This is a genomic window from uncultured Psychroserpens sp., assembly GCF_947500255.1.
GTDB lineage: Bacteria > Bacteroidota > Bacteroidia > Flavobacteriales > Flavobacteriaceae > Psychroserpens.
This window is the reverse complement of record NZ_CANMRL010000001.1, coordinates 239,151-265,197: the sequence shown is the minus strand read 5'-3', so window position 1 is coordinate 265,197 and position 26,047 is coordinate 239,151. Positions and strand designations below refer to the sequence as shown.

Genomic DNA, 26,047 nt, shown 5'->3' with positions numbered 1-26,047 from the left:
TACATCTTCAATTGGGTAGGACTGTTGAAGATATTTGGGGAAGTAAAGTATAAATAGAGTAAAAGTAATTTTATGAGCAACAACAAAGAGTTAGGCAATATTGCATTTGATTTACCAAAGAACCAATCAAACGTCATTAAGGTGATTGGAGTTGGTGGAGGAGGAAGCAACGCAATTAATCACATGTTTTTACAAGGGATTAAGGGTGTTGATTTCGTGATATGTAATACTGATGCCCAAGCACTGCAAAACAGTGGTGTCCCGAACAAAATCCAATTAGGAGTTAATTTAACCGAAGGTTTAGGTGCAGGTGCAAATCCAGAAGTGGGAGAGCAGGCTGCAGTTGAGAGTTTAGAAGACCTGCGTCGTATGTTAGATACCAATACTAAAATGGTATTTATTACGGCAGGAATGGGTGGAGGTACTGGTACAGGTGCTGCACCAATTATTGCTAAACTTGCTAAAGAATTAGATATTTTAACTGTAGGTATTGTGACGATGCCTTTTCAGTTTGAAGGGAAAACTAGAAATGAACAGGCGCTTAAAGGTGTCGAAACCCTTCGTGGTCATGTCGATTCATTGGTAGTTATCAATAACAATAAATTAAGAGAGGTTTATGGTAATTTAGGCTTTAAAGCTGGTTTTTCAAAGGCAGATGAAGTATTATCAACAGCCTCTAGAGGTATTGCAGAAGTAATAACTCATCACTATACGCAAAACATTGATTTACGTGATGCTAAAACCGTATTGAGTAATAGCGGAACAGCCATTATGGGATCTTCAACAGCTTCAGGAAAAGCTAGAGCTCAAGAAGCTATCATGAAAGCACTTGATTCGCCATTACTTAATGATAATAAAATTACAGGAGCTAAAAACGTATTGTTGCTTATCGTTTCTGGTTCACAAGAAATTACTATTGATGAGATAGGTGAAATCAATGATCATATTCAAAATGAAGCTGGGCATGGCGCAAACATTATTATGGGTGTTGGTGAAGATGAATCATTACAAGAGTCAATTTCTGTGACCATTATTGCTACTGGTTTTGATATTGATCAACAACATGAGATCTCTAATACAGAACAAAAGAAAGTTGTTCATGCTTTAGAAGACGATAGAAACGATGACGTACATGTAAAAGAAAGTGATCCTGCAATTATAACTCCAGATATCATTTTGGAGAAAGAAGAAAATGCAGCTCCAGAAGTTGTTATTCATACCTTAATGGATGATGAGGACGATGTTAATGAAGCTATTGATGATTTTGATACCGACCTTATACCTACAACTGATATTATTAAAAATATTAATGTGGTTTATGATGAAGTTCTTGATCATAAAGTCGAAGTCGAAGACGATGACTTTGTTATCACTCCTGTTCAAGACGTAAAAGAAGATGTTATTGAAGAAGAAGTTGAGGAAGAGCAAATTACATTAACATTTGATCTCCCGTTATCTTTTGGAACATCGGAAGATGAAGTCGAAGAAGAGAAAACCATTTTTGCTTTAGAAGATGAGGTTAAAGATTTGGAAGTTAAAGAGCATGTTGAAATCGTGCCTGTAACAGAAGCTAACGAAGAAGGGGAAAAGCGTTATGCTTTGGATGATTTTATGACCTATGAGTCTGCAATGAACGATAATGAAGCAAAAGTTAAAGTTCAACCAGAGATAGAAGAAGAGATTGTATTTGAAAAGAAGGTTATTGAATCTGAAGTAATTGAAGAGCAAGTGCCTGACGAAATTGATCCAATGAATAGTCCTATTTCAGAACTACTGAAAGAGAGAGCAGATGAAAGACGTCGCAAGATGAAGGATTTCAATTACAAGTTCAATACGGCTAAAATAGATGAAATTGAAAAAGAACCTGCATACAAAAGACAAGGTGTGAATTTAGAGGATGCTCAGCATTCATCAGAAACCAACGCTTCAAGAACATCAGTTTCTACTGACGAGAACGACGACGTTCAATTAAGAAGTAACAATTCATTTTTACACGATAACGTAGATTAATAGCAAATTTAGTTTAGTGTTCCACACTTTGTTAAACCCGAAAAGTTGAGATAATTTTTCGGGTTTTTTATTGTGTAATGTCCATCTGTATTCCTAAAAAGCACTAACTTTTTTCATATCTTCGCAGTTCAAATTAAATCACGTATTATGAGTTTACAAAATGATGTTATGACTGCTATGAAAGCAGCAATGAAAGAAAAAGATCAAACAGCATTAGCAGCATTAAGAGCTGTAAAATCTGAAATATTATTAGCTCAAACTTCAGGAGAAGGCGGAGATTTAACTGAAGAACAAGAGATAAAAATCTTATCTAAGTTAGTAAAACAACGTAAGGATAGTGCTGCAATTTATTTAGAACAAGACCGAAAAGATTTGGCTTTACCTGAAATTGACCAAGCAGAAGTGATAAGCCAGTTTTTGCCTGAAGCATTAAGTGAAGAAGAAATCGAGAAGGTTGTGGTAATGACGATCGATCAAATTGGTGCCGAAGGTATGAAGGATATGGGTAAGGTTATGGGAATTGTCAATAAAGAATTAGCTGGACAAGCAGATGGGAAGACTATTTCTACCATTGTAAAGGCTAAACTAATGTCTTAAATAAAGAATAAGATTCCTCCTTAGGGAGTTAAGGCCTCGTAGTTCAACTGGATAGAATATCAGATTTCGGCTCTGAGGGTTGGAGGTTCGAATCCTCTCGAGGTCACGAATAAACAAAAAAACTCTGCGTTAAATCAAGCTTGCTTGAATTTAAAAGCAGAGTTTTTTTGTTTTCAAAACGGAGTTTAGAGGAAGGGCGAGCGTAGCGAGTCAATCCTTGATGTTCAAAACGGAGTTTAGAGGAAGGGCGAGCGTAGCGAGTCAATCCTTGATGTTCAAAACGGAGTTTAGAGGAATTCAAAATAGAGTCTTCTGTAATAGCTGTTTAGTTGTTTTGCTATGTTCATCTTAATATTTCTCAAACCAATCAAAGTGATTTTTCATGATTTGAGATTTACTATCATTAATATGATCTACGAAGTGTCTAGCTATTGCAGATAAGTTTTTCGATTTAAGCCAGATCAAATTCCAATCGGTGATCATAGGAAGTCCTTTGATTGGAATGACTTGTAAATCGCCATTATTCAATTCATTTTTAATACCTATAAGTGGCATAATTGAAAAGCCCAAACCAGCGATAACAGCCTGTTTTAGAGCTTCATTAGATTTTAACTCCATTTTCTTATACGTTGATATTTTATGAGAAGCAATAAAATATTCCATTTGATTTCTAGTGGCCGAACCCTGCTCTCTGTAAATAAGAGGGAGTTTTTCAAACATTGATTTAGTTAGCTGTTTTTCAGAATATTTAAACTGTTTACCACCAACAAGATAGAGCTTATTTTCCATGAGTTGTATACGATCTATTTTTAAGTATTTTGGAATGGTTGATACCATAGCAAAATCGACCAAATTATTTTCAAGTGATTTTACGACTTCAGATTTATTGGTTACATCCATGCTAAGGTCTACTCCTTTATGTTGATTCATGAAGTCTGTTAAAAAATAGGGCATTGCATATTTTGCAGTAGAAACAATAGCGATTTTTAATTTTCCCGAGAGCTCACCTTGAAATGATAATGCCTTGTAGTTTATTGCATTCACTTCGTTTAAAATGTTTTCAGCAGCAAGTGCAATCTCATCACCAAAATCGGTGATGTAGATTTTTCTTCCAACAACTTCAAAGAGAGGAATTTCAAATTGATCTTGAAACTTTTTTAGCTGGATAGACACTGCTGGTTGAGTTAGGTAGAGTTCTTCAGAAGCTTTCGTGACACTCTTTAATTGCGCCACTTTATGAAATATTTCTAATTGGTGTAATGTATAATGCATAACTAACGTTTATGTTTTACATAATAAATATAAATAAAAATATATAGATTTTCTATATAATCTTTGCAAAAAAAAACGTCTGTCTTATGAGTGATTTAATTTTAAACAAGCAAAGAAAAAAAGAAATAAAGGTTACTGGAAGTTTAGTGTTAGTAGCTAAAAAACTTTTAAAATTTATTAAGCCCCTGGTTATGGCTGCTATCTATGCCGTAACTATAAGAGCATCTTTAGAGTGTAATAACTTATTTCTATCTGAATTATTAGTATCTGGAGCTATTATGGCAATGCTATACTTTGTTCATGTACTATCTCAAAAGCAATAGTTAGATTTAATATAAATTATAATGGATCTACATTTACTTATAGATAATCTCACGAACCCTGCCTTATTGTTTTTTTTTCTTGGTGTAATTACAGTTCAGTTGAAAAGTGATCTTAAGATACCAGAAAATTCATCAAAGTTCATATCATTTTATTTGCTGCTGTCGATTGGTTTTAAAGGCGGGCAGGAGTTAGCGCATAGTGAGTTTAGTATGGAGATTTTATGGGCACTTTTATTTGGGATTTTTCTCGCCTTATTAGTTCCTCTATATACGTATTTTATTTTGCGTAAGAAATTCAGTGTTGAGAATGCTGGAGCCATTGCGGCAGCCTATGGGTCAGTGAGTGCTGTTACCTTTGTAACCACAATTTCTTTCCTTGAAATGGAAGGAATTCCTTTTAGCGGTCATATGGTAGCTGTAATGGCATTAATGGAAGCACCATCTATAATGGTTGGTTTGCTGTTAATGACCTATTTCAAAAAGAAAAATAAGGAAAAACAGGACATGCCAATGAAAAAAGTTTTACATCATGCTTTAACTAATGGGAGTGTTTTGCTCATTATTGGTAGTCTTGTTATAGGGTTGATGGCGAGTGAAGCTCAAGCCGAGGGAATCAAACCATTTACAACAGATATCTTCAAAGGTTTCTTAGCTGTATTTCTGTTGGATATGGGGATTGTTAGTGGCCGAAAATTGTCAGATTTGATGAAGAAGGGATTGTTTGCTGTTTTGTTTTCAATCATTATTCCGGTCATTAATGGGGTGATTGTTGCGGCTATGAGTGGCATGTTAACTACCAGTGAAGGTAACAGATTGTTATTTGCAATTCTAGCTGCTAGTGCTTCATACATTGCTGTGCCGGCTGCTATGAAGATTGCTGCCCCAAAAGCTAATCCAAGTTTGTATATTCCAATGGCGCTTGCTATTACATTTCCATTTAATATTACGCTAGGAATGCCTCTATATCTCTGCATTATTAATTTAACATAACAAACGTTTATGATCAACATTAAATATATAAATAAAAATATATAAATAAAAATATATAAAAAATAAATTTCAAATTTGTACCAATAAAAAAACACCCATAATTATGGAAACTTTAGAAAAAGTAAAAAAAACACAAAAAATTGATTTGATAAGTGGATGCTACTCAGCATCAGAAGCATCACATATTATTAATGCTGTATTGAATGTGAAAATCAACTTTCATAAACTACACCGTTTATCAATAAAAGAAGGAAATGAAGCCGACGCTTGCCAATTTGATAGTGGGAGAATAGAAGAACTTATGAATGAGCAGGATATAGCTAAACAATTCTTTTCTCAAGCTAGACTTGAAGGTAAGAAATTAAAAATGAAAAGCACTATACATATTGAAATAGAGGATTAAGACAATTAGTGAAGTCATTATATTAGTTATTGATTTAAATTTGTTAAAACCCAAGTATCACTCAAATGCTTGGGTTTTATTTTTTCAGTATATTTAGCTAATGATATTAGCCCTTTTTAATTACATATTAGCGATTTCGCCTACAACCCGTATTGTCCTTATTGTTATTTTTTTTGTTGGCATGTTTGCTGTTGTTTTCTCGCGTTTTTATATGTTTTTTGAACAGCGATATGCTAGTAAGTATAAGCGTCCTTTTTTTGTGCATTTTTATCTTTTTAAGAAGAGATTGGATAAAGAAAAACAAAGTATATTAAGGCGTCAGTTTAGTTTTTATCAAAAATTAGATGATACTGAAAAAGTACGATTTGAACATCGTGTTGCAACATTTATCAATTCAAAGTATTTTCTTGGTCGAGAAGACTTAGTTGTGACTACCGAAATGAAGGTTTTGGTGGCAGCTACATCTACCATGCTTACCTTTGGTTTTAGAGATTATCAAATAGATTTAATTGATAAAATTATTATCTACCCTGGGACTTTTTATTCAAATTCAAATGAGGCTTATCACAAGGGAGAGCTTAACCCGAAATTAAAAGCTCTTGTGATTTCTTGGGAAGACTTTTTATATGGTTATGATGACGAAAATGATAATATTAATTTGGGTATTCATGAGTTTACACATGCGATACATCTAAACAGTTTGAAAAACAATGATGTTAGTTCTTTGATATTTAAAGTGGCTTTTTCTGAGCTTACAGATATGCTTTCAGCCGAAGAAAAATTAAGAAAACAATTGATTGCTTCTAAGTATTTTAGAGATTATGCATTTACAAATCAGTTTGAATTTGTGGCAGTCATTGTTGAGACATTTATAGAAACACCTGAGGAATTTAAAAGACAATTCCCTAGAATATATAATAAAACTAGAGAAATGTTAAATTTTAATTTTGCTCAATACTAATTATAGTCTAAACATAACTTGTAGCATATATTGAAAGTGATTATTATCAAAACGATTGTCCTTAGCGTTAAAGGCAAATTTACCAACACCTTGTAGTCTTACACCAATATTACTGTTGAACCAATAGGCTCCACCAAGTACTAAGTTGGCTGAAGTATTAAGTTCATCTATAGAAAAAATACCTAAACCACCACCTACGAAAAGGTCTAGCCATAAGGCTTCGGGAAATAATTCATCTGAAAAAAAATATTTAACATAGGTATTAGTAGAAAAGTAATTGAATTCTTCTGGAAGTGAGCCATTGTCAATTCTAGATGTAATCTTAAACCTATTCATAGTAAAGTCTTGCTCTACAGATAAATATCTTGACCACCTATGTTGCACTGAAAGTGCTAACGGACGGTTAAATTCAAAATCACCTAATTTTTCAAAAGGGTTTCTTGTTCCTAAGCTACCAACTGCATTCACTCCAACACTAACAGTCCAAGCTTCAATATTTCTTAGATCTCTTTTGCTTACTTGTGACTGACTATCATAACTAAATAGCGATACTAATATTAAGAATAGGATGATCTTTTTCATGTTTCAATTGTATGGGTTAATTCAAAGATATACTTTGAACTATAATATTGCAAATAAACCTCAAAGTTATTGTATTTTAAATTAAGGCTTTAAAATTTTGATTTTAATTCTTTTAATATGCGTTTTCTGTCATTGAAAAGGGCTTTTCTATACTTTTTATTTATTACAAAAGTACTTAGTCTTGAAGGGATTTGTCTTAATAATATAGATAGTGTCAGTCGTTTTCTGTGAAATGAATCAAGACTAGGCGATTTTAAACGTGATGTGAACTTATTAATGCTAGATTGACTTAACTCAATACCCTTAAATTCTTCAAAGAATATCGAGTTTAGTGAAAAGTATGACGTGAAGTATTTGTTATTGTTAGATGCTATTAATTCTGGAAATAATCTCATCAACACAAGGCTGTCATAAGTTGAACGCATACTCAATTTTGAATAATAGTGACCTCTATCATTAATTTGAAAATTTAAAATATTATGACTAAAAAGATCTTCGGTATGCAAAATTGGGAACTCCTTATGATGCCATGTTTTATTTAAAAGTGTTTGGTTTGACAATATATTATGGTGAGGTTTGTTAAGTAAATATTTATGCAACTCCACAGCGCCTAAGCCACTGTCAATAATAAGCCTATCTAAGTGCTTATGATCGAAAAAAGTCGATTTAATACTTGATGGTATTTTTGCGTATCCATGATCGAGTAGTAGGTCAAATGCTTTTGATATATGATTATCGTCTACCAAAATATCAATATCTCCAACCATACGTTCGGCATTATCTTGGTAAAAATCAGCAATCAAAAAAGCAATTCCTTTAGTGAAAGTATATGTAATATTGTTAGCGTTGAAAATGTCAGAGATAATTCTTGATTGTTCAATTAAACCTAGGTTACGATTTTTATTAATAGTAGTGATATCCTCAAGATATGCCTCTAAATCTCTGGGAATACATTCTAAGAATTTCTTTTGTTTTAACCTACAATAAATAGTCGGTAAAACTAGATGGTCACTAGCTACTGTTACAAATTGTTCCCAATTTATTGTAGCGCTTGTTAGTGATAGTTTTAAATTTTCATTAGGATATTCAAAACTCAAAATGTCAGCTATTAGCTGTAAGGTGTCTTTATATGTATAATTTGTTTTGGACAAATGTTGTATTTAAACATTCAAAAATAAACAAAGAAATTCCTAAAAAAGCGTTTAAGAATCAAATAGTGATTTAAAACTTGAGATTGCAAAGTCATTATCGCTATAATTTAATTGATAGCATTTGAGATGATTAAGCCAATCTAAAAAATGACGTGCATGAATTTCATTTGGTGAAATCCATGAATCTGGAATTAAGGTTTCTAATATTTTATCGATAGAGATTTCTTTTAACGATGACTTAATAGCTTTGTCATATTTGACATATACAATAGTTTGACACGGAAAATTATGTTTCGAATTTTTATAATCTAAAGGCGATGGTAAATATTTTAAGTTAACTTTCTTTGGGCCAGAGGTATGGATTTTTAGGTCTTGAAAGTTTTTAAATTGAGTCTCTAAAACGCCGAAAGCTCCTTTTTTAATTGAAATAGCTGCAGGATATCTATAGCAGTTCATATCCTTATATAGAGGCGTGAAGTCATCGGCTAATAAATCTAATCCGTTTGCCATCAATAAAGCTGATAGTGTGCTTTTGCCATTACCCGAATCGCCTACAATCATAATAGATTCTTTGCCATTTGTAATAGTTGAAGCATGAAATGTAGCAATCCATTGTTCTATATTCAGATTGTGGATTTCATTAGTGAGCTCTAATGCAAACTTTCCTTGGAGAAAATGAAAAGCTTTAGTTTTATAACTACCTATATGTTTGGCGTTTTTAAATAGATGTAAGTCATCATTTGTTTTAAAAATATCAAATGTAATATCTGGTTTTGATAATTGTTGCGTTTTATATTGTGATAATTGAGGATGGATCAAACTCTCAATAACATGGGATTCAAAGTTTACGCTAATAGTTTTATTATTAATCCTGTAGGTTTTGTTGATACTTTCTTGAGGTACTTCAGGAAATTTATGAATAAATGAATCTATTTCAGGAGTTATATTTGCATCTTTTAAAAAGTTAGATATATCGTTATAAATCTCTTCGCATTTAGTTGGTTCAATTTGTAATGATTGCTCTAAGGTATCTATAAAGGAGGTTTTGTTGTCAACCCTTAAATACAAGTCAATTAGTGTGTATGAAGTTTCTGAGACGACAACATATTTATTAGAGTTGTGAAACCACAATAGTATGGTTTCATTAATCTTATGTACGTACTTCGGAGATAAATCCGCTTTCAAAATAAAAATAGAAATTAATCAAAAGGATTTCCTCCTGGATCTGGTGGAGAAGATGCTTGTGCTTTCTTTGGGTTTAATATAAGAAACGTACCTATTGCTGTAAGCGCAGCGTACTTGCCCATTCTTTGTAGGGCTTCCTTACGAGTGATTTGATTTTGAGGACTATTTCTTTTCATTATATCATATAATACAAAGCAAAAGTAAATAAAATATTACTATTTACCTGATTTATTAGTTTTTAATACCTTGAGTTTACTGTAACTTTATCTGATAATCACTTTTTGAGATTTCTGCTGAGTACTATTACTTAACTGGACAATATATACTCCAGAAGTGACATTAGAAATATCAATTTGATTACTATTACTTCTACTATCAAGCTTTGTCGATAAGATCATACGACCTTGAATATCATATATTTCAGCTTTTGTTTCGTTATTCAACTCACCTTTAATAAACAATGTTCTTGGTGTTTTAGTGGTATATATTTGAATAGAACTAAAGTCTTCTTCAGACGTAGATAAAGCTTCCGCGGAAATTCTCAAGAAGAAACGACCAGTTCCAGATAGCGTTACATTTGGAGTAAATACATAGTTAGATGTATTTAATAATGTAAAGGTATTAGTTACAGTGTCTTCAAGATAGATATCAAAATTACTCGGTATATCTGTATCTAAAATACTAATTGTTAACTGCTCACCTTCATTGGCATTCACACCTAAAGGAATAACCACATTATTTAATGCATTATAATTTACAGCTTGGACAGCTAAATTATTTCCAACGTTATTATCTACTAAATGCGAATACAATGCAAAATCAGGAGTGTTGCCATTAAACATCACAGCATCGTAACCAGAATCCATACTTAGAGATGCATTATCGTTAAAGTAAAAATCTGTATTGTACAAAGAACTTTCATTAGACAGTTGAAGTCTTAAGTGAGCTAAATTTGGATTAACTATTCTTCCAGGAATAAAATCATCAGTAGTCCCAATAGAACGCATAGGTGCATTAAAAGTAATAGATCCACCACCTGCTTTAGAAGACACAAAAAATCCTTGACCTGGTGCTATTAAGGCAGTAGGGTTAGCATCAGAATAAGCTTGATTCCATATGGTGAAACCATCAGAGTTATCGCCATCATAACCATAGACTCCAGAATTTAGTGGATTAAATTCGGTGTTATTAGCAGTTAAGAAATCTGCTAATTTTATATAAGAAGGATAAGGATTTCCAATGAGGTTAAAATCACTATTAGTGCCTACAGTAATAGGAACAATGTTAGTCGTTGTTTCAACATTACCTTCAAATCTGAATGTAGAACCAGTTGGAGCCGTAGAGGCTGTTCTATATCCAACACCTGCTGTAATAATTGAGGCGTCATCAGCATTAGTGTAATTGATATACGCATTAGCATTATTGTCAAAAGGACCAAATAAGAAAGAAGGGACTCCTCCTATGGTTCCTGAAGGAATATCTGGATTAGCAGTCCTTAAATCAAGAAATGTTTGGTCTGAATTAGTAACAGGTGCCGCAACTAAATCATTAAAACCAGTTGTTGATCCTGAAGGTGCAACTTGGTTGACATGTCGATTGTATACGATTTCGCCTTCAACACTACTTGCGATTAAACTAGAATATGTAGTTGAAACCGAATTTAATTCAAAATTTCCATTATTTACCAATTCATTATTAACAGTCATTGATTGTGCAATAGGAACTTGAACCTGTGCTCCAGGATTAACTATGAAATTGTTAATCTCTACATTTGAATCTACCGTGTAACTTCCATCAATAACCAGTGCGTCTAATGCTCCAGTAGTTGGGCTTGGTGCTTCATTATTAATCCATCCATCTGCATCGTAGTATATTAAACCTTCAAAAATACTAGCTACTCTAAAATTATCAAAACCTGAGAATCCAGTTAAAAGGTTATTTCTAATACTTAATTCCAATCCTATAGTGTTTGTTGCGTCAGGGATGTTTATAAGAACCGAACCTTCGTCTGAATCTATTGGTCCATTTCCATCTACTAAATATACTATTGGTTGTGGTATTCCATCTAAATATAGTCTGTAATACACGTCACTATTGTTTTGTACATAGCCTTCAATATCCCAATCAAAAGTAATTTGCACATTATCATATACTGAAACATCTACAGTGTCAAAAGCAATAGTAGCAAAGCCTACAGCTCCATTTCCTTCATCATTCAAGTCATTCTCACCTAATATATTTCCTGATAAAAATTCAAAATCTAAAGGTGCAATATCTGCAGCATCTATTAGGCCGTAGTAACCATCTGTTCCCCATCCATTATCAAAGAAAGGAGTGTCATTAGTAAAGGTCCACTCTGGTGAAGAACCATCAAAGTCTTGTATGGCAAGATTTATTAAAGGTCCATTAACGTCAAACGGGTCACTAAATGTAAAAAAGCCATTACTAAATGTAAATAAGTTTATAGCTGTATTTTGATCAGAATATTCTATGGTATTTAAAAGAGCCTCTCCATTTACAAAAGAATAATCAATTGGAGAACCTACTAACGTTCCTGCAGATGTAATTACTGTTAAAACATCACTGTAGTCCAAATCAAGGTTGTCATTATTATCTTGAACTAAAACTGTCGGATAAGGAAACATAATTTCAAACTGATTGCTGTCTGTTACTTGCTCGTCAAAAACAATTTTTGAGGCAGTCACTTCAATTCTATTGTCATCACCTACAATAGGTGTAGCTGCTCCTCCAGCATTTGCGAGTGCGAAAAGCGAACTTCCTGTTGCAGCCGTAGTTGCCAAGTCTACAGTAACCTGTATCTGTTCATTATCAGTTACTATAGATTTAAATGTAGCATAAACTGTAAAGTTTTTTGTAGCATCGTCATTAGCAATTAAAGCTGTTAAACCGGCAAAAGAAACTAAAGGGTCGACAGTTGATGTTTCGGCTATGTTTGTTGTGCCATCAAAAATGGCAAGTGCAGCTAAATATTGATTATTAGAAACTGCAAACTGAATATCTGTAACGTTAGTACCATCGCTATCACTATCTGGAGCAGTTGCTCCACCATCTCTAATTGAGAATTCTCCAAGCTGTATAGCATTAGTGGTCGTTAATCCAGAAGTAGCATTAAATGCACTATAATTAATATTGTCTGTTGGGTCAAAAGCCGTAGCAATGATGTCAGATTCGATACTGTTAGAAGCACTTGTTGAAGTACTACCAATAATACGTATTCCTGGGTCAGCAATTCCTAGTGTTCCAGCCCAAGCGGGTTGGCCAGTTACTCGTAACCAACCACCAATACTATTTGCATCCCATGCATATAATCTAAACGTAATGGTACCAGATGTAGGTGAAGTTATCGCTAAACCAGAAAAATTAAACTCAAAACTGCTCGTAGCAGGCATTGTTTGTGGAACTGATACAGCTGTTCCTGCTGTAGCAAAGTTATCTAAACTATAATATATTTGCCATTGACTAGGACCGTTTCCATGTCGTCTTAATCGAATATCAAACTCATTTACAGTGACTTCAAAATTTGTTGTTGCTGATACCGACCATTCAATATATTCATTAGCTGCTTCGGCTGAGGCTTGATCTGTTGCATCCCAATCTCTTGATGTAAAATCCGTTGGGCTTGACGCACTAAGGTTTACACCAGAACCTCGTGTTAATCCTACTGATGATACAGAAGCTGCATTTCCAGTTGCAGTTGGTCCAACAATGTTATTTCTATCAACTGTTGTTATCGGGCTTTGTGAGAAACCAACAGTAAAAAAAAGTAATGTTAACGTTGCTAAGTAAATTTTTTTCATAACTGTAATAAATTATTTTTTTCTTAAATCACTTGAACTAAATACGACTTAAAGCAAATTGAGGGAATTATCAAAGATAATAAAAGATATGAGTGATAAAAACTAATTTTAGCTTTTTACGGTTTTAAGAATTAGTTCATTAAGGCATGTATTATAAAAAAAACGCATTCAATTGAATGCGTTTAAAAAAGATGAGGTAGGGATTTCTATTAAACTATTTAATAATGATTTTTTTAGATCTACTCTGTTTTTGGTTGCTAAGCATGACAATATAAGTGCCACTACTTAATTTACTAATATCTATTTTTTGTGAGGTAGTATTTGTATCCAGTAGAGATTCAAAGAGTGATCTGCCTTGGAGATCATATATGGCTAGCACAGTTTTTTCAGTTAAAATCCCATCAATGAATAGTGTTTTTTCATTAGGATTAGCATATATAAGTATATCAACTAACTCTGGTTCGCTTGTGCCTAAAGTACTATCTGTAAACTGTAAAAAGAAACGACCAGTTCCACTTAAAGAAGTATCGAGTAAAACATTATAATCTTCATTTGTTAAAAGTGTTGTTGTGTTGGTTTGATTGTCAATCAAAAAGACATCTACTGTCTCCGGAAGTGATGATTCAGCGATACTAAAATTTAGTAATGAACCATTACTCGCATTAACACCTAAAGGAATTATAGTATTTACAATATCGATACTACCTATAGTTTGAATAGCCATTGCTCTACCTGTGTTCTCTTCTACTAAATGTGAGTATAATGAAAAATTTGGAGGTGTCGTATTCCAAACTGAAGCGTCATATCCAGGATCTAACCCTAGACTTGCATTATCATTAACATAAAAACTAGTTGAAAAACTGCTTGAAGTTGAACTAAGGTTAAGTTTCAAATATTGCAATGGCACAGAGTTGCGTCCTAAAATAAAATCATCATCAGTTCCAGTAGTTCTCATATTTGGATCAATAGAAAAACTGCCAACAGACTCTGCTTCGACAAAAAAGCCTTGACCAGGAGCAATTTTAGTGTCTATAGTAGTGTTGGCTAGGTTGTAAATTGTCCAACCATCTTGTGCAGAACCATCATAGCCATAAATAGCTACAGCATTTACATCTACAGTTCCTGAGTTTATAATACTGGTAAGAAGAGCATCAACATTTAAATAGCTCGGATAAGGGTTTCCAATGAGATTCCAGTTTGAGGTTCCAGAAGTTAAATTAATTTGTACTGTACCAGTTTCAATGTCTCCAGTAAAGATATAGTCTCCATTGTCTGTTGAGCCAGTTCTAAAGCCAATACCAGCTTCTAAAGTATTGCTGTTATTTGCATTAGTATAGTTAATAAAACTATTAGTAGCTGTGTCAAATGGACCAAATAAAAAGGCTGTATTTCCTGAAATGGTGCCAGATAGAATGTTAGAATTAGTTGTTCTAAAGTTTCCAAACGTTTGCCCTGTGAGTGGCGGACTTATAAGATCATTATTACCTGTAGTGGTTCCACTAGCTGCTGCATTATTTATATGGCGTTCATACCTAACAGAACCAACAATGGTTCCATCAAGAATTAAACTTGAATAGCTAGTTGAAGATGATTCTAAAACAACATCGCCTATAGCAGTTAAAACAACACCGCTATTAACTGTTAGTCCTGCACCTGGACTAATTGTCAACGAATTACAATTGATGTCATTTGTAAAATTGGTATCACCATTTGCTATAATAATATCATTAGCAGTTGTTGCTACACCATCTGGATCTGAAGGTGTCCATCCATTGTCATAGACATAAGTAATTCCAGGTAAAACAGTAACTGTATAATCTTCTATTTCGCCATCTGTAGAACCATCGCAAGGTCCATTATTAGGAATGGTTATATTATAAAACTGCGATAGTATTCTCATACGTGTACTACCTAGGTTTGCATCATTTGGGACGACAATGGTTAACGGGCTATTAGAAGTTGGACCATCGGGATTATCATCAGTGAAACCTAAATCATAGGTTTCATTGATATCGTCAAAATCCCCATCTTGATTCCAATCAATCCAAGCATAACTATATACTGTAAAATCCCCATCAGTATTGAGATTTACAGTCAAATCTTCTGAAGCACCTCTGGCAATACTTGTTGAAAGTGACGTAAAATCATCATATCCAGAGCCTTGCCCAGTTGCATTGTTAATGTCTCCAAAATCTACTAGAGTGATTGCAGTTTCAAAACTAATGTCGCCAGTAACTGTACAGTAATTTATGTCTATGCTAATGGGTACACCAGAGCTCCAAGTAGTTCCTTTTCTTGTAAACACTTCAAAGTGATAGGTATTGCCAAAATTGATGTTTGATACATCTACATTGTTATCAATACCTTTAAATACTACAAACTCATCTGTAGTTATTTCAGTTCCATTGCCAAAATTATTATCTGCAGAATAATTTGTTCCATCACCTGTAGGAGTAGCTGTAACAGCACTGCCTTCCTTTGCAATGACTAAGATCTCATCATAGCAGGAACTTAAAGCCCACTGCAAACTTATAGTATTATCAAAATAGCTTGCAGATAAATTACTAATATCTTCTGGTATTGTACAAGGCGGAAGTTCGACAATTGAAACATCATCTAGAAACCAGTTGTCACCATCATTTTGCTCCATCACAAAAGCAATATATACAATGCCGTTATAAGATGAAAGGTCTATGGTTTTTTCATTAAAAACAATCCCTAATTGTGTTTCGTTATAGGTTTCTAGAATTGCAAAACTTGAAATATCTGTTGCTGAAGTTTGTGATATTCTAACTGTATATTCTGTGTTGAAATCAAATGTGAATTGATCTCTTGCGAAAAAGCGTAATTGAGAGCTGCTTGTGCCTAGGTCTATGGCTGGAGAGACTAGCCAATCTTGTGCATTTCCTCCTGTTACTGGTTCAAATTGAACAAATGCAGAATTTGTTCCTGTATTTGCTGTTAAACTAGAGCTCGTCCAATCTTGATTTTGTCCCAATCCGTTGGTTCCTCTATAAGTTGACCAACAATCTGGTGGGAAATTTAAACCTTCAAAACCTTCGTTAAAAGGTAAGTTAAAAGTAGTACATACTGTTGTACCAGTGACTAATATATTATCAATCCGTTGTCTTTCATTACCAGCATTATTTATGAAGATTACTCTAATTTCGAGTGTGCCTCCATTTAATCCAGATTGACTAATAATTACATTTCCGTAGTCATTAATAAGCACGTCATTAGTACTTGCATTTACCCATGGACCATTATCAATACGGTATTGCGTCGTCACAATATCATTGTCTTCTAGAGTGTTTGCATTATTTTCAGAAGCATCTATTATAAACTCAACATTAGTGAAGCCTGATATATCAATACTAGGAGAGAGCCAGATACTTTCACCATCCAAATCTCTAGATTCTAATTGTTCGTTTCCAGCAATAGTTCTAACGCGAAACCAATCTGTTGTTGCTGTTAGATTAGCGTCACTAACATCAACGCTCCAGTCGACACCACTTAAATCAATAGTAGGAACTCCCGAATTTGTTCCTGTTGCACCTTTAGTGTTTTGACCTGTAAAGTCTTCAAGATATATTGTTGTTTGACTAAAAGCATTGCATGCTAGTAGTACTAACATTATTAAAAGTAAATTTTTAATTTTCATAATTCTGCATCCATCTTTTTTTGAAAATCTTAAACAAAGACATTGTAACAACTAAGTCACGATGTTTGTTCTGTTCCTCATTAGTGAAGACAGTGCATAGCTATGCTATAATAATAGTGTACATATAAACTACGTCGAAGTAATGATACAGCGCATTAGATGCTAAGACTATGATATAATCACAATCTAGCAGGTACTGTAATACAAGTATTGGAAATTTAAGAGGGGTGTCAATACCAATGATAAACTAGTACTGAAAAGTGTCTTTCCAAAATTAAAATCAAAACTATTGTAGCTAAGACACGAGCATTTATAAGGTAGTCAACAAAATTAATGAGGGTCTTAAAACTATATGTAAATTTTAGGTGTCTGGTTTCATCTCTATATTTTATTAATTAATTCAGGTACGACTACATTAGATCACTCTAATGAATATCAGAATTGTAATTAGGTAGAGATAATATTTTGATGAATAGGGGTAGTTAATAATTGTGAAAATAATACTTAACTGGTACTTAGATTTAAATCTCAACAGATCTAAGTATTTCATAAACAATAAACTATCGAGGGATTATAGTTTATTGTTTTGCCTTATTACTGACTAAGTAGATGCTTTTCAGTTCTAAAAATAACACTTTTTAGTTAATTTTCCTACAAACACGAAAACTTAGGCTTATTTTTAAGAACTAATTTTTTGATTAAATTTATATGGCAAATCATTTAATAATCTATATTATCCTATAATTTAGAATATATTTGCAAGCTTACACGGAATAACTCCGATTTTAGATAATAATATGATTACTGTTACTAAAACTTTTTTCCCTCCAATAGAAGAATACAAAGCTTATATTGACAAAATATGGGAAAGCAAATGGTTAACAAATAATGGGGATCTTACTAAGGAGTTAACGGGTAAATTGACCGAGCATCTTAATGCTAATCATCTCATATTGATGACTAACGGGACACTTCCAATTCAAATAGCATTAAATGCCTTTGCCGAACAAGGAGAGGTGATTACTACACCGTTCTCATATGTTGCAACAACATCTAGTATAGTTTGGGAGAAGTGCACACCAGTTTTTGTTGATATACATCCAGAATATCTTACAATTGATGAAACGAAAATAGAACAGGCTATTACGAGCAAAACTACCGCAATATTAGTAACTCACGTCTATGGTAATCCTTGTGATATTGAGGCAATAGATGCTATTGCAAGAAAATATAAACTGAAAGTCATCTATGATGCAGCGCACTGCTTTGGAGTAAAGTATAAAAACAAACCGATATTTAATTATGGCGATGTAAGTGTGTGCAGTTTTCATGCCACCAAGTTGTTTCATACTGGTGAGGGTGGTGCCTTGTTTTGTCAAGATGAGAACACGTACAATGAAATGCTCTATAGACATAAGTTTGGTCACGACGGACCACTTCGTTTTCATGGAATAGGCATAAATGCTAAAATTAGCGAGTTACAAGCAGCGATGGGATTAAGTGTCTTGCCTTATATTGATGCTATTATTCAAGATAGGAAACGTGTTTGCCAACTATATGATGATTTATTAGATTTCAAATTACTGAGAAGACTTAAAATTAGAGCGCATACAGAATGGAACTATAGTTATTACCCTATTATTTTTAATTCGGAAGCGGAGCTACTAAAAACTGAGAAACTGTTACATTCTAATGAGATTGTTCCAAGACGCTATTTCTATCCGAGCTTGTCGTCATTATCATATGTAAATAATACCAATGATTTAAAAGTTTCCGATGATATCGCTCCACGAATTTTATGTTTACCATTGTACTATGGCTTAGAAAATGATAACATTAAAAAGATTTCAGAATTGATATCTACTGCATTAGGAAAATTTTAGTTAATACTGATTTAGTATGACCCATCAAAACGTATTTATTATTGGTAACCCAAGATCTGGAACATCGATGTTTAGAATGATGATGAGTAGCCATTCATCAATTGTTGTTCCTCCCGAATGTGGATTTATTCAATGGTGGTATAAAGTTTACGGTGATTGGAATATTGAAAATTCGCAATCTAAAGATGACTTAAAAGCATTTATTTCAGATTTAAAAACGTCTAAAAAAATCGAGACGTGGGAGTTGGATTATACGACATTGGAAGACTTAATCAGCTCAAGATTACCAAAATCTTATAAGGAATTAACGTCGTTAGTTATTTTGCAGTATGGAATTCAGAATGGGAAAGCCCCTTACATTTTAGGAGATAAAAACAACTATTATATAGAACATTTAAATTTACTTGATTCTATTTATCCAGATGCTAAATACTTAATTATAGTAAGAGATTGTAGGGATGTGGTTTGCAGTTATTTAAATGTAAATGCCCTTGCAACGGACTCAAAATATAAGCCAAAATTCCCTGAAACCATTAAAGAAATGAGTTTAGATTGGTTACATAAAAATAAAAAGATACTAAGTTTCTTAGAATCGGTTCATACTTCAAATTATGCACTTATTAGATATGAAGATTTAATAAATAAGCCCGAACTTGAATTACAAAAATGCACAGAAATTCTTGATTTACAGTTTGAAGATCAAATGCTGGACTATTATAAAAATAAAATGGAACCTTCTGAGCTTTTAGATTGGAAAAAGAAAACCAATGAAGAAATTGATAAAAGTAACACTCAAAAATACTTAGAACAATTATCAGCATTTGAGATCGACGAAATTATGTCTGTTTCTGGAGATTTAATGCGTAAATTTGGTTACCTATAGGTGCTTTTTATATGAATCTATCTCAACTCAAAATTAAAAAGTTGTACTACGTCTCACCTAGAGATATGCGAAAAAACAGAGCAGATGCTGTACATATGATGTATAGCTGTGCCGCATTTTCAAATAACGGAATTGATGTTGAATTAATCACTCCTAAGGTGAAGCGCAATGATTACACTTTAGAAAAAGATCATATTTTTGATCTTTATGATGTTCCAGAAAACTTTAAAATAACCGAGTTAAATACTAAAATAAAAGAAGTCAACAACAAGTCTTCGGCATGGGTACTCTTAATTAATAGATTTATTTTCAATTTTATCTATGTGTTACGGCATTTATCATCTTTTAGAAATAAAAATGTAGTAGTGTACAGTAAATGTTATACATCTATTATTCCTTATATTATGTTGAGATTTGTTGGCTTGATAAAATGTAAATTGGTTTTTGAAACACCATACCTTAGCAATAACAATTATCATAAGTTTATTATGAAACGCATGGATGCAATTGTAGTTATGACAACTTATGTGCAAGAGTTTTTAATTAATACATTTAAAATTTCTAGTGAAAAAGTGATTAAATGTCCCATTCGTTTTCAGTCAGATTATCATGATCAAACAGCTATTGATAAGGAAGTCAAAAGAGAACACTTAAAATGGAATACTGATTATAAGTACATTGTTTATGCAGGAAAGGCAGGAGAAAAATCTAAAAGGATTAAAAACTTTGCTGAAGCTTCAAATGCTTTTACAGGTGTTAAATTTATTGTTGTAGGCGCAACAAAAGGACTTCAAGAAGAATACAGTGATACAGCTTATAACAATTTAATTCTTTATCCTTTTCAAACCTACCCTGAGTATTTAAATTTTGTATACGCTGCTGATGTATTAGTGTCTACATACGAAGATAATTTATATAATAGATATACTTTAAGCCCAGGTAAAGGAGGTGCTTATCTTCAAAGTGAAAATCCTGTGATTTTTTCAGACTTACCTTGCTTAAGAGAACGCTTTCCAGATGATTTGGTGTCTTTTGTTAGACCCGATGATTCAAATGATTTAGTTTTAAAGATAAAAGAGATTTTAAATGCTTACCCTGTCTATCAAGAACAAGCAAAAAATGCGGCTCGTTTTGTTTCAAAGCAAACCTTTACAGATGCCTCAACTGTTATTTTAAATAAACTAGATAAGATACTTTTTAATTGAGTAAGAATAAAATCATAAAAGGCGGGTTTTATCTCACAATCGTTAATGTGCTGTCACAGGTTTTGGCGATTGTGGTCAATATTGTATTAGCACGTCTATTACTTCCAGAAGATTTTGGATTAGTTGCCTTAACAATGACTTATATAGGGTTTATAACCTTATTTACCAATATGGGATTTGGGTCATCTATCATTCATGAGCAAAGCACTACGAATAAGCAATTGTCGTCAATTTATTGGTTGAATTACGGATTGTCTATTTTTTCATTCATTATCATTATATCAACGGCCAAGTTTGCTGCTAATTTTTACGATGAACCAAAGTTAAGTGCTATCGTATATGTTGCTGCGCTAAATATATTGATCAACCCATTTTATAGTATTCAATACAAACTTTTAGAAAGAGATTTAGAGTTCAAAACAATTAGTAAGATTAACCTTTCTGGTATTCTTATTGGTTCAATTTCAGCAATTATTGGAGCCTATTATGGACTAGGAGTCTATGCACTTGTGATTCAGCCTTTAGTCTCTTCAGTTGTTAGGATGATGTTAATACTAGTGTACAAAAGATGGTTTCCTAAATTTTATTTCAATATCAAGGAAATAAAACATATGATATGGTATTCTTTAAAATTTAAAGCCTCTCAAATGTCAATGTATTTTGAAAGAAATATTGATTATTTAATTTTGGGTAAGTTTTTTACAAGCGTGATCTTAGGGTATTATGCATTTGCATATAATATTATGTATACACCTGTAAAGCGTATTTCTTATATTTTTAGTGAGGTGCTGTTTCCATCATTTTCATCTTTTAAAAATGATAAAGTAAAAATTATTAATGGGTATTTTAAATCGGTCAATTTAGTCGCATTGGTAGCAATACCAGCGATGACAATTCTAGCGTTTAATGCCGATTTAATTATTCATCTTGTATTTGGACAAAAGTGGGATGGCGCTATTCCAATTGTTAGAATTTTATGCTTTGCTGGAGCAATACAATCTATAAGTCAGTTTGGAGGTGTCATTTTTTCAAGTATTGGAAAACCAGAAGTAACACTATATGTCTCCATTGGAAGAACTATTTTAACAGTGTTGGCTATAATTATTGGAGTTCAATATGGTGTATTGTGGGTGGCTTATTTCCTTGTGATAGCAAAAGCGTTATCATACATTTTATTTTTGCTAGTCCTTAATTACTATATTCCATTTTCTATACGTCAATTGTTTAATAGTTTACAAGGGCCAATGGTATCATTGTTTAGTTTGAGTACCATTTATGTGTTGTTTTATTTAGATTACCTCAATGTGAATGCATGGACGCTTCTATTACTTATGATTCTTGTAGCCTTAACGATATTGTATGTATTTCACAAAAACACGATTGTTGGAATTTTAAAAGTTTTAAAAGATAAAAGTAAGTAATGACCTTAAAACATCAATATAAAATAACAATCAATAAATACGATGGTACACTTAGCCTTGTTAGTGATATAGCGCGTTTGATTGATCGGAAATATGCTAAAATTTTTCATTCAGTTGTTGTTCATGGAAGTGTTGCTACAAACGAAGTGATACCATATAGTGATTTTGATGGCTTACTAATAGTTAGAGATGAATTTATCAATTCAAAGCAACTTCAGAAGTTTAAAATTGAATCTATGAAATTGATCTTGAAATTTGACCCATTACAACACCATGGATGGTTTCAGATTAAAGAAAGTGATTTAAAAAATTATCCTGAAAACTATTTGCCTGTTTCAACTTTAGAACATTCAAAATTGATTTACCCTAGTAAAGAAAACTTTGAGTATAATTTAAAATTTTCAGAAGAAATAGATTATAAAAGTAGCTTAAGAGCTATGTTGAACCAATTTGAAAAGCGAAATCAAAACAATTGGAAGCCAAGCAACACATACGAATTAAAAAGTATCTTAAGCCAGATTATGCTCATGCCTTGCCTATACTATTCGGCTATTAACAACAAAGGAATTTTTAAGAGAGAAAGCTTCGACGCCGTTAAACATAATTTTACACCTCAAGAATGGCAACCTATTGTAATTGCATCGCAACTAAGAAAGGATTGGAATAATAACTTCACTAAGCTTCAATTAGTTTTGCTTAAAATGCCACACCCTCTATTGCGAAAAGTAATTAAGAAATTTGGAGCTCCAAAAATAAACTTAGCTACTCAAAACATGTTGAATTCTGAATTCTATTCAAATCTAAATATGTTGATTAAAAAAATTAAAACAGATATACAATGAGATATGCTTTCGTAACAGGAATGGGAAGGTCGGGAACAAAATTTTTAGGATCTTTATTAGCATTAGATATTAATGCTTTCTCTGCTCATGAGTATATCGGCAACAGAGAATATTGGTTGGTTTCATGGTACTTAGGGAAAGTCTATTCTACAGTAATACTTAGCAATGCAAAAAAGAAAATAGATGCGCAAATCACTAAAGATGTTTTTATCGATGTAAATGGATATTTGTCTGATAGTGTTGAGAGTTTAAATGATGTATTTGAAAATCCTGCTATCTTTCATCTCGTAAGAAACCCTAAAAAGGTTGTACCATCTTTAATGATTAGAAGAGATGACAGAGGCATACATAAAATCCCTAAAAACCAAAAAGACATTGAAGCTTGGACAGTAATGAGTAAACTAGAGCAAGTATGTGTTAATTGGGTGCAAACCACCGAAGATCTATTGAAATCTGATGCTCAACTTTTACTTTTTGAAAACATAATTAAAGACTATGATTATTTGTCTAAACATGTTCTAACACCATTAGGCTTAACTATTAGTAAAAAACAATACGATGAGTTTAAATCTAAGAAGGTAAACAAAACTAGAGGTTGGTTATATCGATATTTGTATGCCAAATATAAAGGGAAGCGACAAATAAGTAAAACGATAACTTTTGAAGATTTAACCGAAGAACAACGATCACTTTTTTTTACTATTTGTGGGCCAACCATGGATAAATTAGGGTACAAATAAAATGGTAGCATTAAAATATATAGATCACCCAGTTACTATTTCAGTGTCACAATATAAGGCGCTCAAAGAGAAATTGGTTCACCTATTGATGTCCCATGAAGCAATTTTGAGTGTCTATCAAATGGGCTCAGTAAAGCATCCAGGAATATCAGATTTAGATATTATTTGTGTGTTTAAAAATGATTCTCAATGTCATGAAAACTTTAGATTACAATTAACGCCAGACGAAAAAAGTATTCTAACTCATGGTATTTTCGGCATTCAAGAGAAAGACCTTCTTAAAAGTATGTCGTATAACCTTATCTCTAATTTAAAACACCTTGGAGGAGAAAAATTAATTGTTGATGAACCAAAAACAAATACAGACTTAAAACAGCAAATTGCATTAGAGTACTTGGTTAAAATGTTAATTACTATAGATGCTCAAGTCACCTTAAAAATTGTGAAGCTACGGGCGTTTTTATTGTTAGCAAAAGCTATAGAGTTTGATCTAGAACTGTTAGGTATAAACAATGGAAAGCTTTACGAGTTAGTGCAAAGAGTGATTCAATATAGAAGTCAATGGTATATTAATACACCTAATAAAGAAGAAATTACATCGTTGATTTTAAGTTTTAATGATGAGTTGAGATTGTTTCTAAGCAAAGAGTTGCAAACATCTCGACTTTATTTGCCAGCTCAATCCTTCAGTTTACCTGGTAATTTTAGTATTCAAAAAAGCGAATCATTTTCAATTAATCATAGTGGTTTTGTACTACCTAATCAGTTTAGTTTTTTAGGTAGAAAGTATATCAACCTTCAAAACAGGCTTAATAGCTTCGCATATGGTCTCCCATTTGAGATTCCATCAAAGGACTCTATTCACGAAGAGCGATTTCAGTTTAGCAAAAAAATGGTGCAAACCAATAGACAAAAATATCCTCATTTTATACCATTAACCACTAGCCTGTCAATCTATTAATGATAGATCAATTTAAAATAATTAATATCTCTATTTTTACACATTATAAGATAAGAAATTGAAAGTAATTCACTACATAGGAAGTCTAGGATTTGGTGGTATAGAACGCTTGGTTTACAATTTGGTAAATGAGCAAAATAAACGTCAAGTTTTAGAAACAGGCATAGGCGTAGGCAAATTAAAAGGTGAATTTAAAACACAATTTGAAAGTCTAAATACCCAATTGATAGATTTTGACTTAAATTCTGGTTTTGACCTCAATCCATTCAAAATTTCACGAATTGCCAAACACTTTAAGAGATTTGATGTGTTGCATCTTCACGGTTTTCATTTGAGTGTTGCACTAGCTGCAGTATGGTCTAGAAAAAAGATTATATATACTGAACATGGTAATTTTGGACTGGGCAGACGAATAAAAGCATCTGATAGATTGAGCTTCTTTTTTAGAAAACTATTTTTTAAAAGCACTAAGACCGTTATTTGTTGTAATTCAAAGTTTACTAAGCAATATGTTGAGACGAAGTTTTATTCGGGAAAAAGGCTTAAACTAGTTTATAATGGTAGTGCTTTGAACCATCAGGTAAATGATAATTTAAAACATAAATTAAAAGAAAAATACGACGCAAACTATATTATTGGAACGTCATCAAGATTAGCAGGCTTTAAAAAACTTGATAGGTTGATAGATGTATTTGCTCAATATATAAAGGTTAATCCTAAATCATTATTGGTTATTGTTGGTGATGGTGTAGAACGAGAAAATCTAGAGAAACAAGTTTCAGAATTTAAACTACAAGGCCATGTTGTGTTTGAAGGGTATCAAAGTGAAGTAACGACGTATCAATCTATTTTTGATGTGAGTGTATTTCCATCTTTAAATGAACCTTTTGGTCTAGTAGCAATAGAATGTTATAGTCAAAAGAAACCAGTACTTGTATTTAATGATGGCGGTGGAATAACCGAAATTGTAAGCCGATTTGAACCTAAAGATGTTTGTTTAGATACTAAAGTAATGATTGAACGACTTAATTATTACTTTGAAAATGAATTTGCCTGGAAAGATCATCATATAGATCAATTAAGCTATTTTAGTGTTAAACGAATGGAACAGGATTATTATAATGAATATACAAGTATAGTTAGGAGTTAAAAGAAATAT

The 26,047-nt window shown here is 32.6% G+C and carries 21 protein-coding genes and 1 tRNA gene; 15 read left to right on the top strand and 7 right to left on the bottom strand.

From position 1 onward, the window contains the following. Nucleotides 1–72 precede the first annotated feature (72 nt). From ftsZ to Q0783_RS01060, 3 genes are all read left to right on the top strand, one after another. The gene (gene ftsZ, locus Q0783_RS01070) at nt 73–2,010 is read left to right on the top strand and encodes a cell division protein FtsZ (protein WP_298892584.1); all 1,938 of its coding nucleotides are present in this window, start codon (nt 73–75) and stop codon (nt 2,008–2,010) included. A gap of 147 nt (nt 2,011–2,157) precedes the next feature. Continuing rightward, nucleotides 2,158–2,607, top strand: a complete 450-nt coding sequence (locus Q0783_RS01065) for a GatB/YqeY domain-containing protein (RefSeq protein ID WP_230934022.1) — start codon at nt 2,158–2,160, stop codon at nt 2,605–2,607. 32 nt (nt 2,608–2,639) lie between these two features. Further along, nucleotides 2,640–2,713, top strand: a tRNA-Arg gene (locus Q0783_RS01060). A gap of 242 nt (nt 2,714–2,955) precedes the next feature. Here the strand turns inward: Q0783_RS01060 and Q0783_RS01055 are convergent. Next, on the bottom strand, nt 2,956–3,879 hold the full coding sequence (locus Q0783_RS01055) for a LysR family transcriptional regulator (RefSeq protein WP_298892583.1): 924 nt from the start codon (nt 3,877–3,879) through the stop codon (nt 2,956–2,958). A gap of 86 nt (nt 3,880–3,965) precedes the next feature. On the opposite strand from Q0783_RS01055, the gene Q0783_RS01050 reads away from it, so the two are divergent. The 4 genes from Q0783_RS01050 to Q0783_RS01035 all read left to right on the top strand — a co-directional run bounded on the left by Q0783_RS01050 (nt 3,966) and on the right by Q0783_RS01035 (nt 6,556). Further along, nucleotides 3,966–4,202, top strand: coding sequence for a hypothetical protein (locus Q0783_RS01050; RefSeq protein ID WP_298892582.1), 237 nt, complete (start codon nt 3,966–3,968; stop codon nt 4,200–4,202). 21 nt (nt 4,203–4,223) lie between these two features. Beyond that, entirely contained in the window at nt 4,224–5,192 is a 969-nt protein-coding gene (locus Q0783_RS01045) for a sodium-dependent bicarbonate transport family permease (protein ID WP_298892581.1), read from the top strand. Nucleotides 5,193–5,295: 103 nt separating this feature from the next. Further along, the gene (locus Q0783_RS01040; RefSeq protein ID WP_298892580.1) at nt 5,296–5,595 is read left to right on the top strand and encodes a hypothetical protein; all 300 of its coding nucleotides are present in this window, start codon (nt 5,296–5,298) and stop codon (nt 5,593–5,595) included. Between the two features lie 100 nt (nt 5,596–5,695). After that, the gene (locus tag Q0783_RS01035) at nt 5,696–6,556 is read left to right on the top strand and encodes a zinc-dependent peptidase (RefSeq protein ID WP_298892579.1); all 861 of its coding nucleotides are present in this window, start codon (nt 5,696–5,698) and stop codon (nt 6,554–6,556) included. Here Q0783_RS01035 and Q0783_RS01030 read toward each other — a convergent pair whose 3' ends face one another. The 6 genes from Q0783_RS01030 to Q0783_RS01005 all read right to left on the bottom strand — a co-directional run bounded on the left by Q0783_RS01030 (nt 6,557) and on the right by Q0783_RS01005 (nt 16,926). Beyond that, nucleotides 6,557–7,138 carry a hypothetical protein gene (locus Q0783_RS01030; protein ID WP_298892578.1) on the bottom strand — a complete coding sequence of 194 codons (582 nt, stop codon included), beginning with the start codon at nt 7,136–7,138 and terminating at the stop codon, nt 6,557–6,559. 89 nt (nt 7,139–7,227) lie between these two features. Continuing rightward, nucleotides 7,228–8,289, bottom strand: coding sequence for a nucleotidyltransferase family protein (locus Q0783_RS01025; RefSeq protein WP_298892577.1), 1,062 nt, complete (start codon nt 8,287–8,289; stop codon nt 7,228–7,230). A 51-nt stretch (nt 8,290–8,340) separates the two neighbouring features. After that, complete coding sequence (locus Q0783_RS01020) at nt 8,341–9,474, bottom strand: hypothetical protein (protein WP_298892575.1); 1,134 nt, start codon at nt 9,472–9,474, stop codon at nt 8,341–8,343. 14 nt (nt 9,475–9,488) lie between these two features. Beyond that, the gene (locus Q0783_RS01015) at nt 9,489–9,650 is read right to left on the bottom strand and encodes a hypothetical protein (protein WP_230934012.1); all 162 of its coding nucleotides are present in this window, start codon (nt 9,648–9,650) and stop codon (nt 9,489–9,491) included. 87 nt (nt 9,651–9,737) lie between these two features. Next, complete coding sequence (locus Q0783_RS01010) at nt 9,738–13,292, bottom strand: T9SS type A sorting domain-containing protein (protein WP_298892573.1); 3,555 nt, start codon at nt 13,290–13,292, stop codon at nt 9,738–9,740. Between the two features lie 214 nt (nt 13,293–13,506). After that, nucleotides 13,507–16,926 (bottom strand): choice-of-anchor J domain-containing protein, encoded by a 3,420-nt coding sequence (locus Q0783_RS01005; protein ID WP_298892571.1) that lies wholly within the window; start codon nt 16,924–16,926, stop codon nt 13,507–13,509. Nucleotides 16,927–17,750: 824 nt separating this feature from the next. Here Q0783_RS01005 and Q0783_RS01000 point away from each other — a divergent pair. The 8 genes from Q0783_RS01000 to Q0783_RS00965 are packed head-to-tail and all read left to right on the top strand — an operon-like array spanning nt 17,751 to nt 26,038. Beyond that, complete coding sequence (locus Q0783_RS01000; RefSeq protein WP_298892569.1) at nt 17,751–18,836, top strand: DegT/DnrJ/EryC1/StrS family aminotransferase; 1,086 nt, start codon at nt 17,751–17,753, stop codon at nt 18,834–18,836. 16 nt (nt 18,837–18,852) lie between these two features. Next, nucleotides 18,853–19,719 (top strand): sulfotransferase, encoded by an 867-nt coding sequence (locus Q0783_RS00995; protein WP_298892567.1) that lies wholly within the window; start codon nt 18,853–18,855, stop codon nt 19,717–19,719. 41 nt (nt 19,720–19,760) lie between these two features. Continuing rightward, entirely contained in the window at nt 19,761–20,924 is a 1,164-nt protein-coding gene (locus Q0783_RS00990; RefSeq protein WP_298892565.1) for a hypothetical protein, read from the top strand. Continuing rightward, complete coding sequence (locus tag Q0783_RS00985) at nt 20,921–22,345, top strand: lipopolysaccharide biosynthesis protein (RefSeq protein WP_298892564.1); 1,425 nt, start codon at nt 20,921–20,923, stop codon at nt 22,343–22,345. The genes Q0783_RS00990 and Q0783_RS00985 overlap by 4 nt, the downstream gene beginning before the upstream one ends. After that, on the top strand, nt 22,345–23,187 hold the full coding sequence (locus tag Q0783_RS00980; RefSeq protein WP_298892562.1) for a nucleotidyltransferase domain-containing protein: 843 nt from the start codon (nt 22,345–22,347) through the stop codon (nt 23,185–23,187). Before Q0783_RS00985 ends, Q0783_RS00980 begins: the two co-directional genes overlap by 1 nt. Then, nucleotides 23,184–23,927 carry a sulfotransferase domain-containing protein gene (locus Q0783_RS00975; RefSeq protein ID WP_298892560.1) on the top strand — a complete coding sequence of 248 codons (744 nt, stop codon included), beginning with the start codon at nt 23,184–23,186 and terminating at the stop codon, nt 23,925–23,927. The genes Q0783_RS00980 and Q0783_RS00975 overlap by 4 nt, the downstream gene beginning before the upstream one ends. A gap of 1 nt (nt 23,928) precedes the next feature. After that, complete coding sequence (locus Q0783_RS00970; RefSeq protein WP_298892558.1) at nt 23,929–24,888, top strand: hypothetical protein; 960 nt, start codon at nt 23,929–23,931, stop codon at nt 24,886–24,888. A 58-nt stretch (nt 24,889–24,946) separates the two neighbouring features. After that, nucleotides 24,947–26,038: a glycosyltransferase gene (locus tag Q0783_RS00965; protein ID WP_298892556.1), complete on the top strand. Its 1,092-nt coding sequence runs from the start codon at nt 24,947–24,949 to the stop codon at nt 26,036–26,038. Nucleotides 26,039–26,047 lie beyond the last annotated feature (9 nt).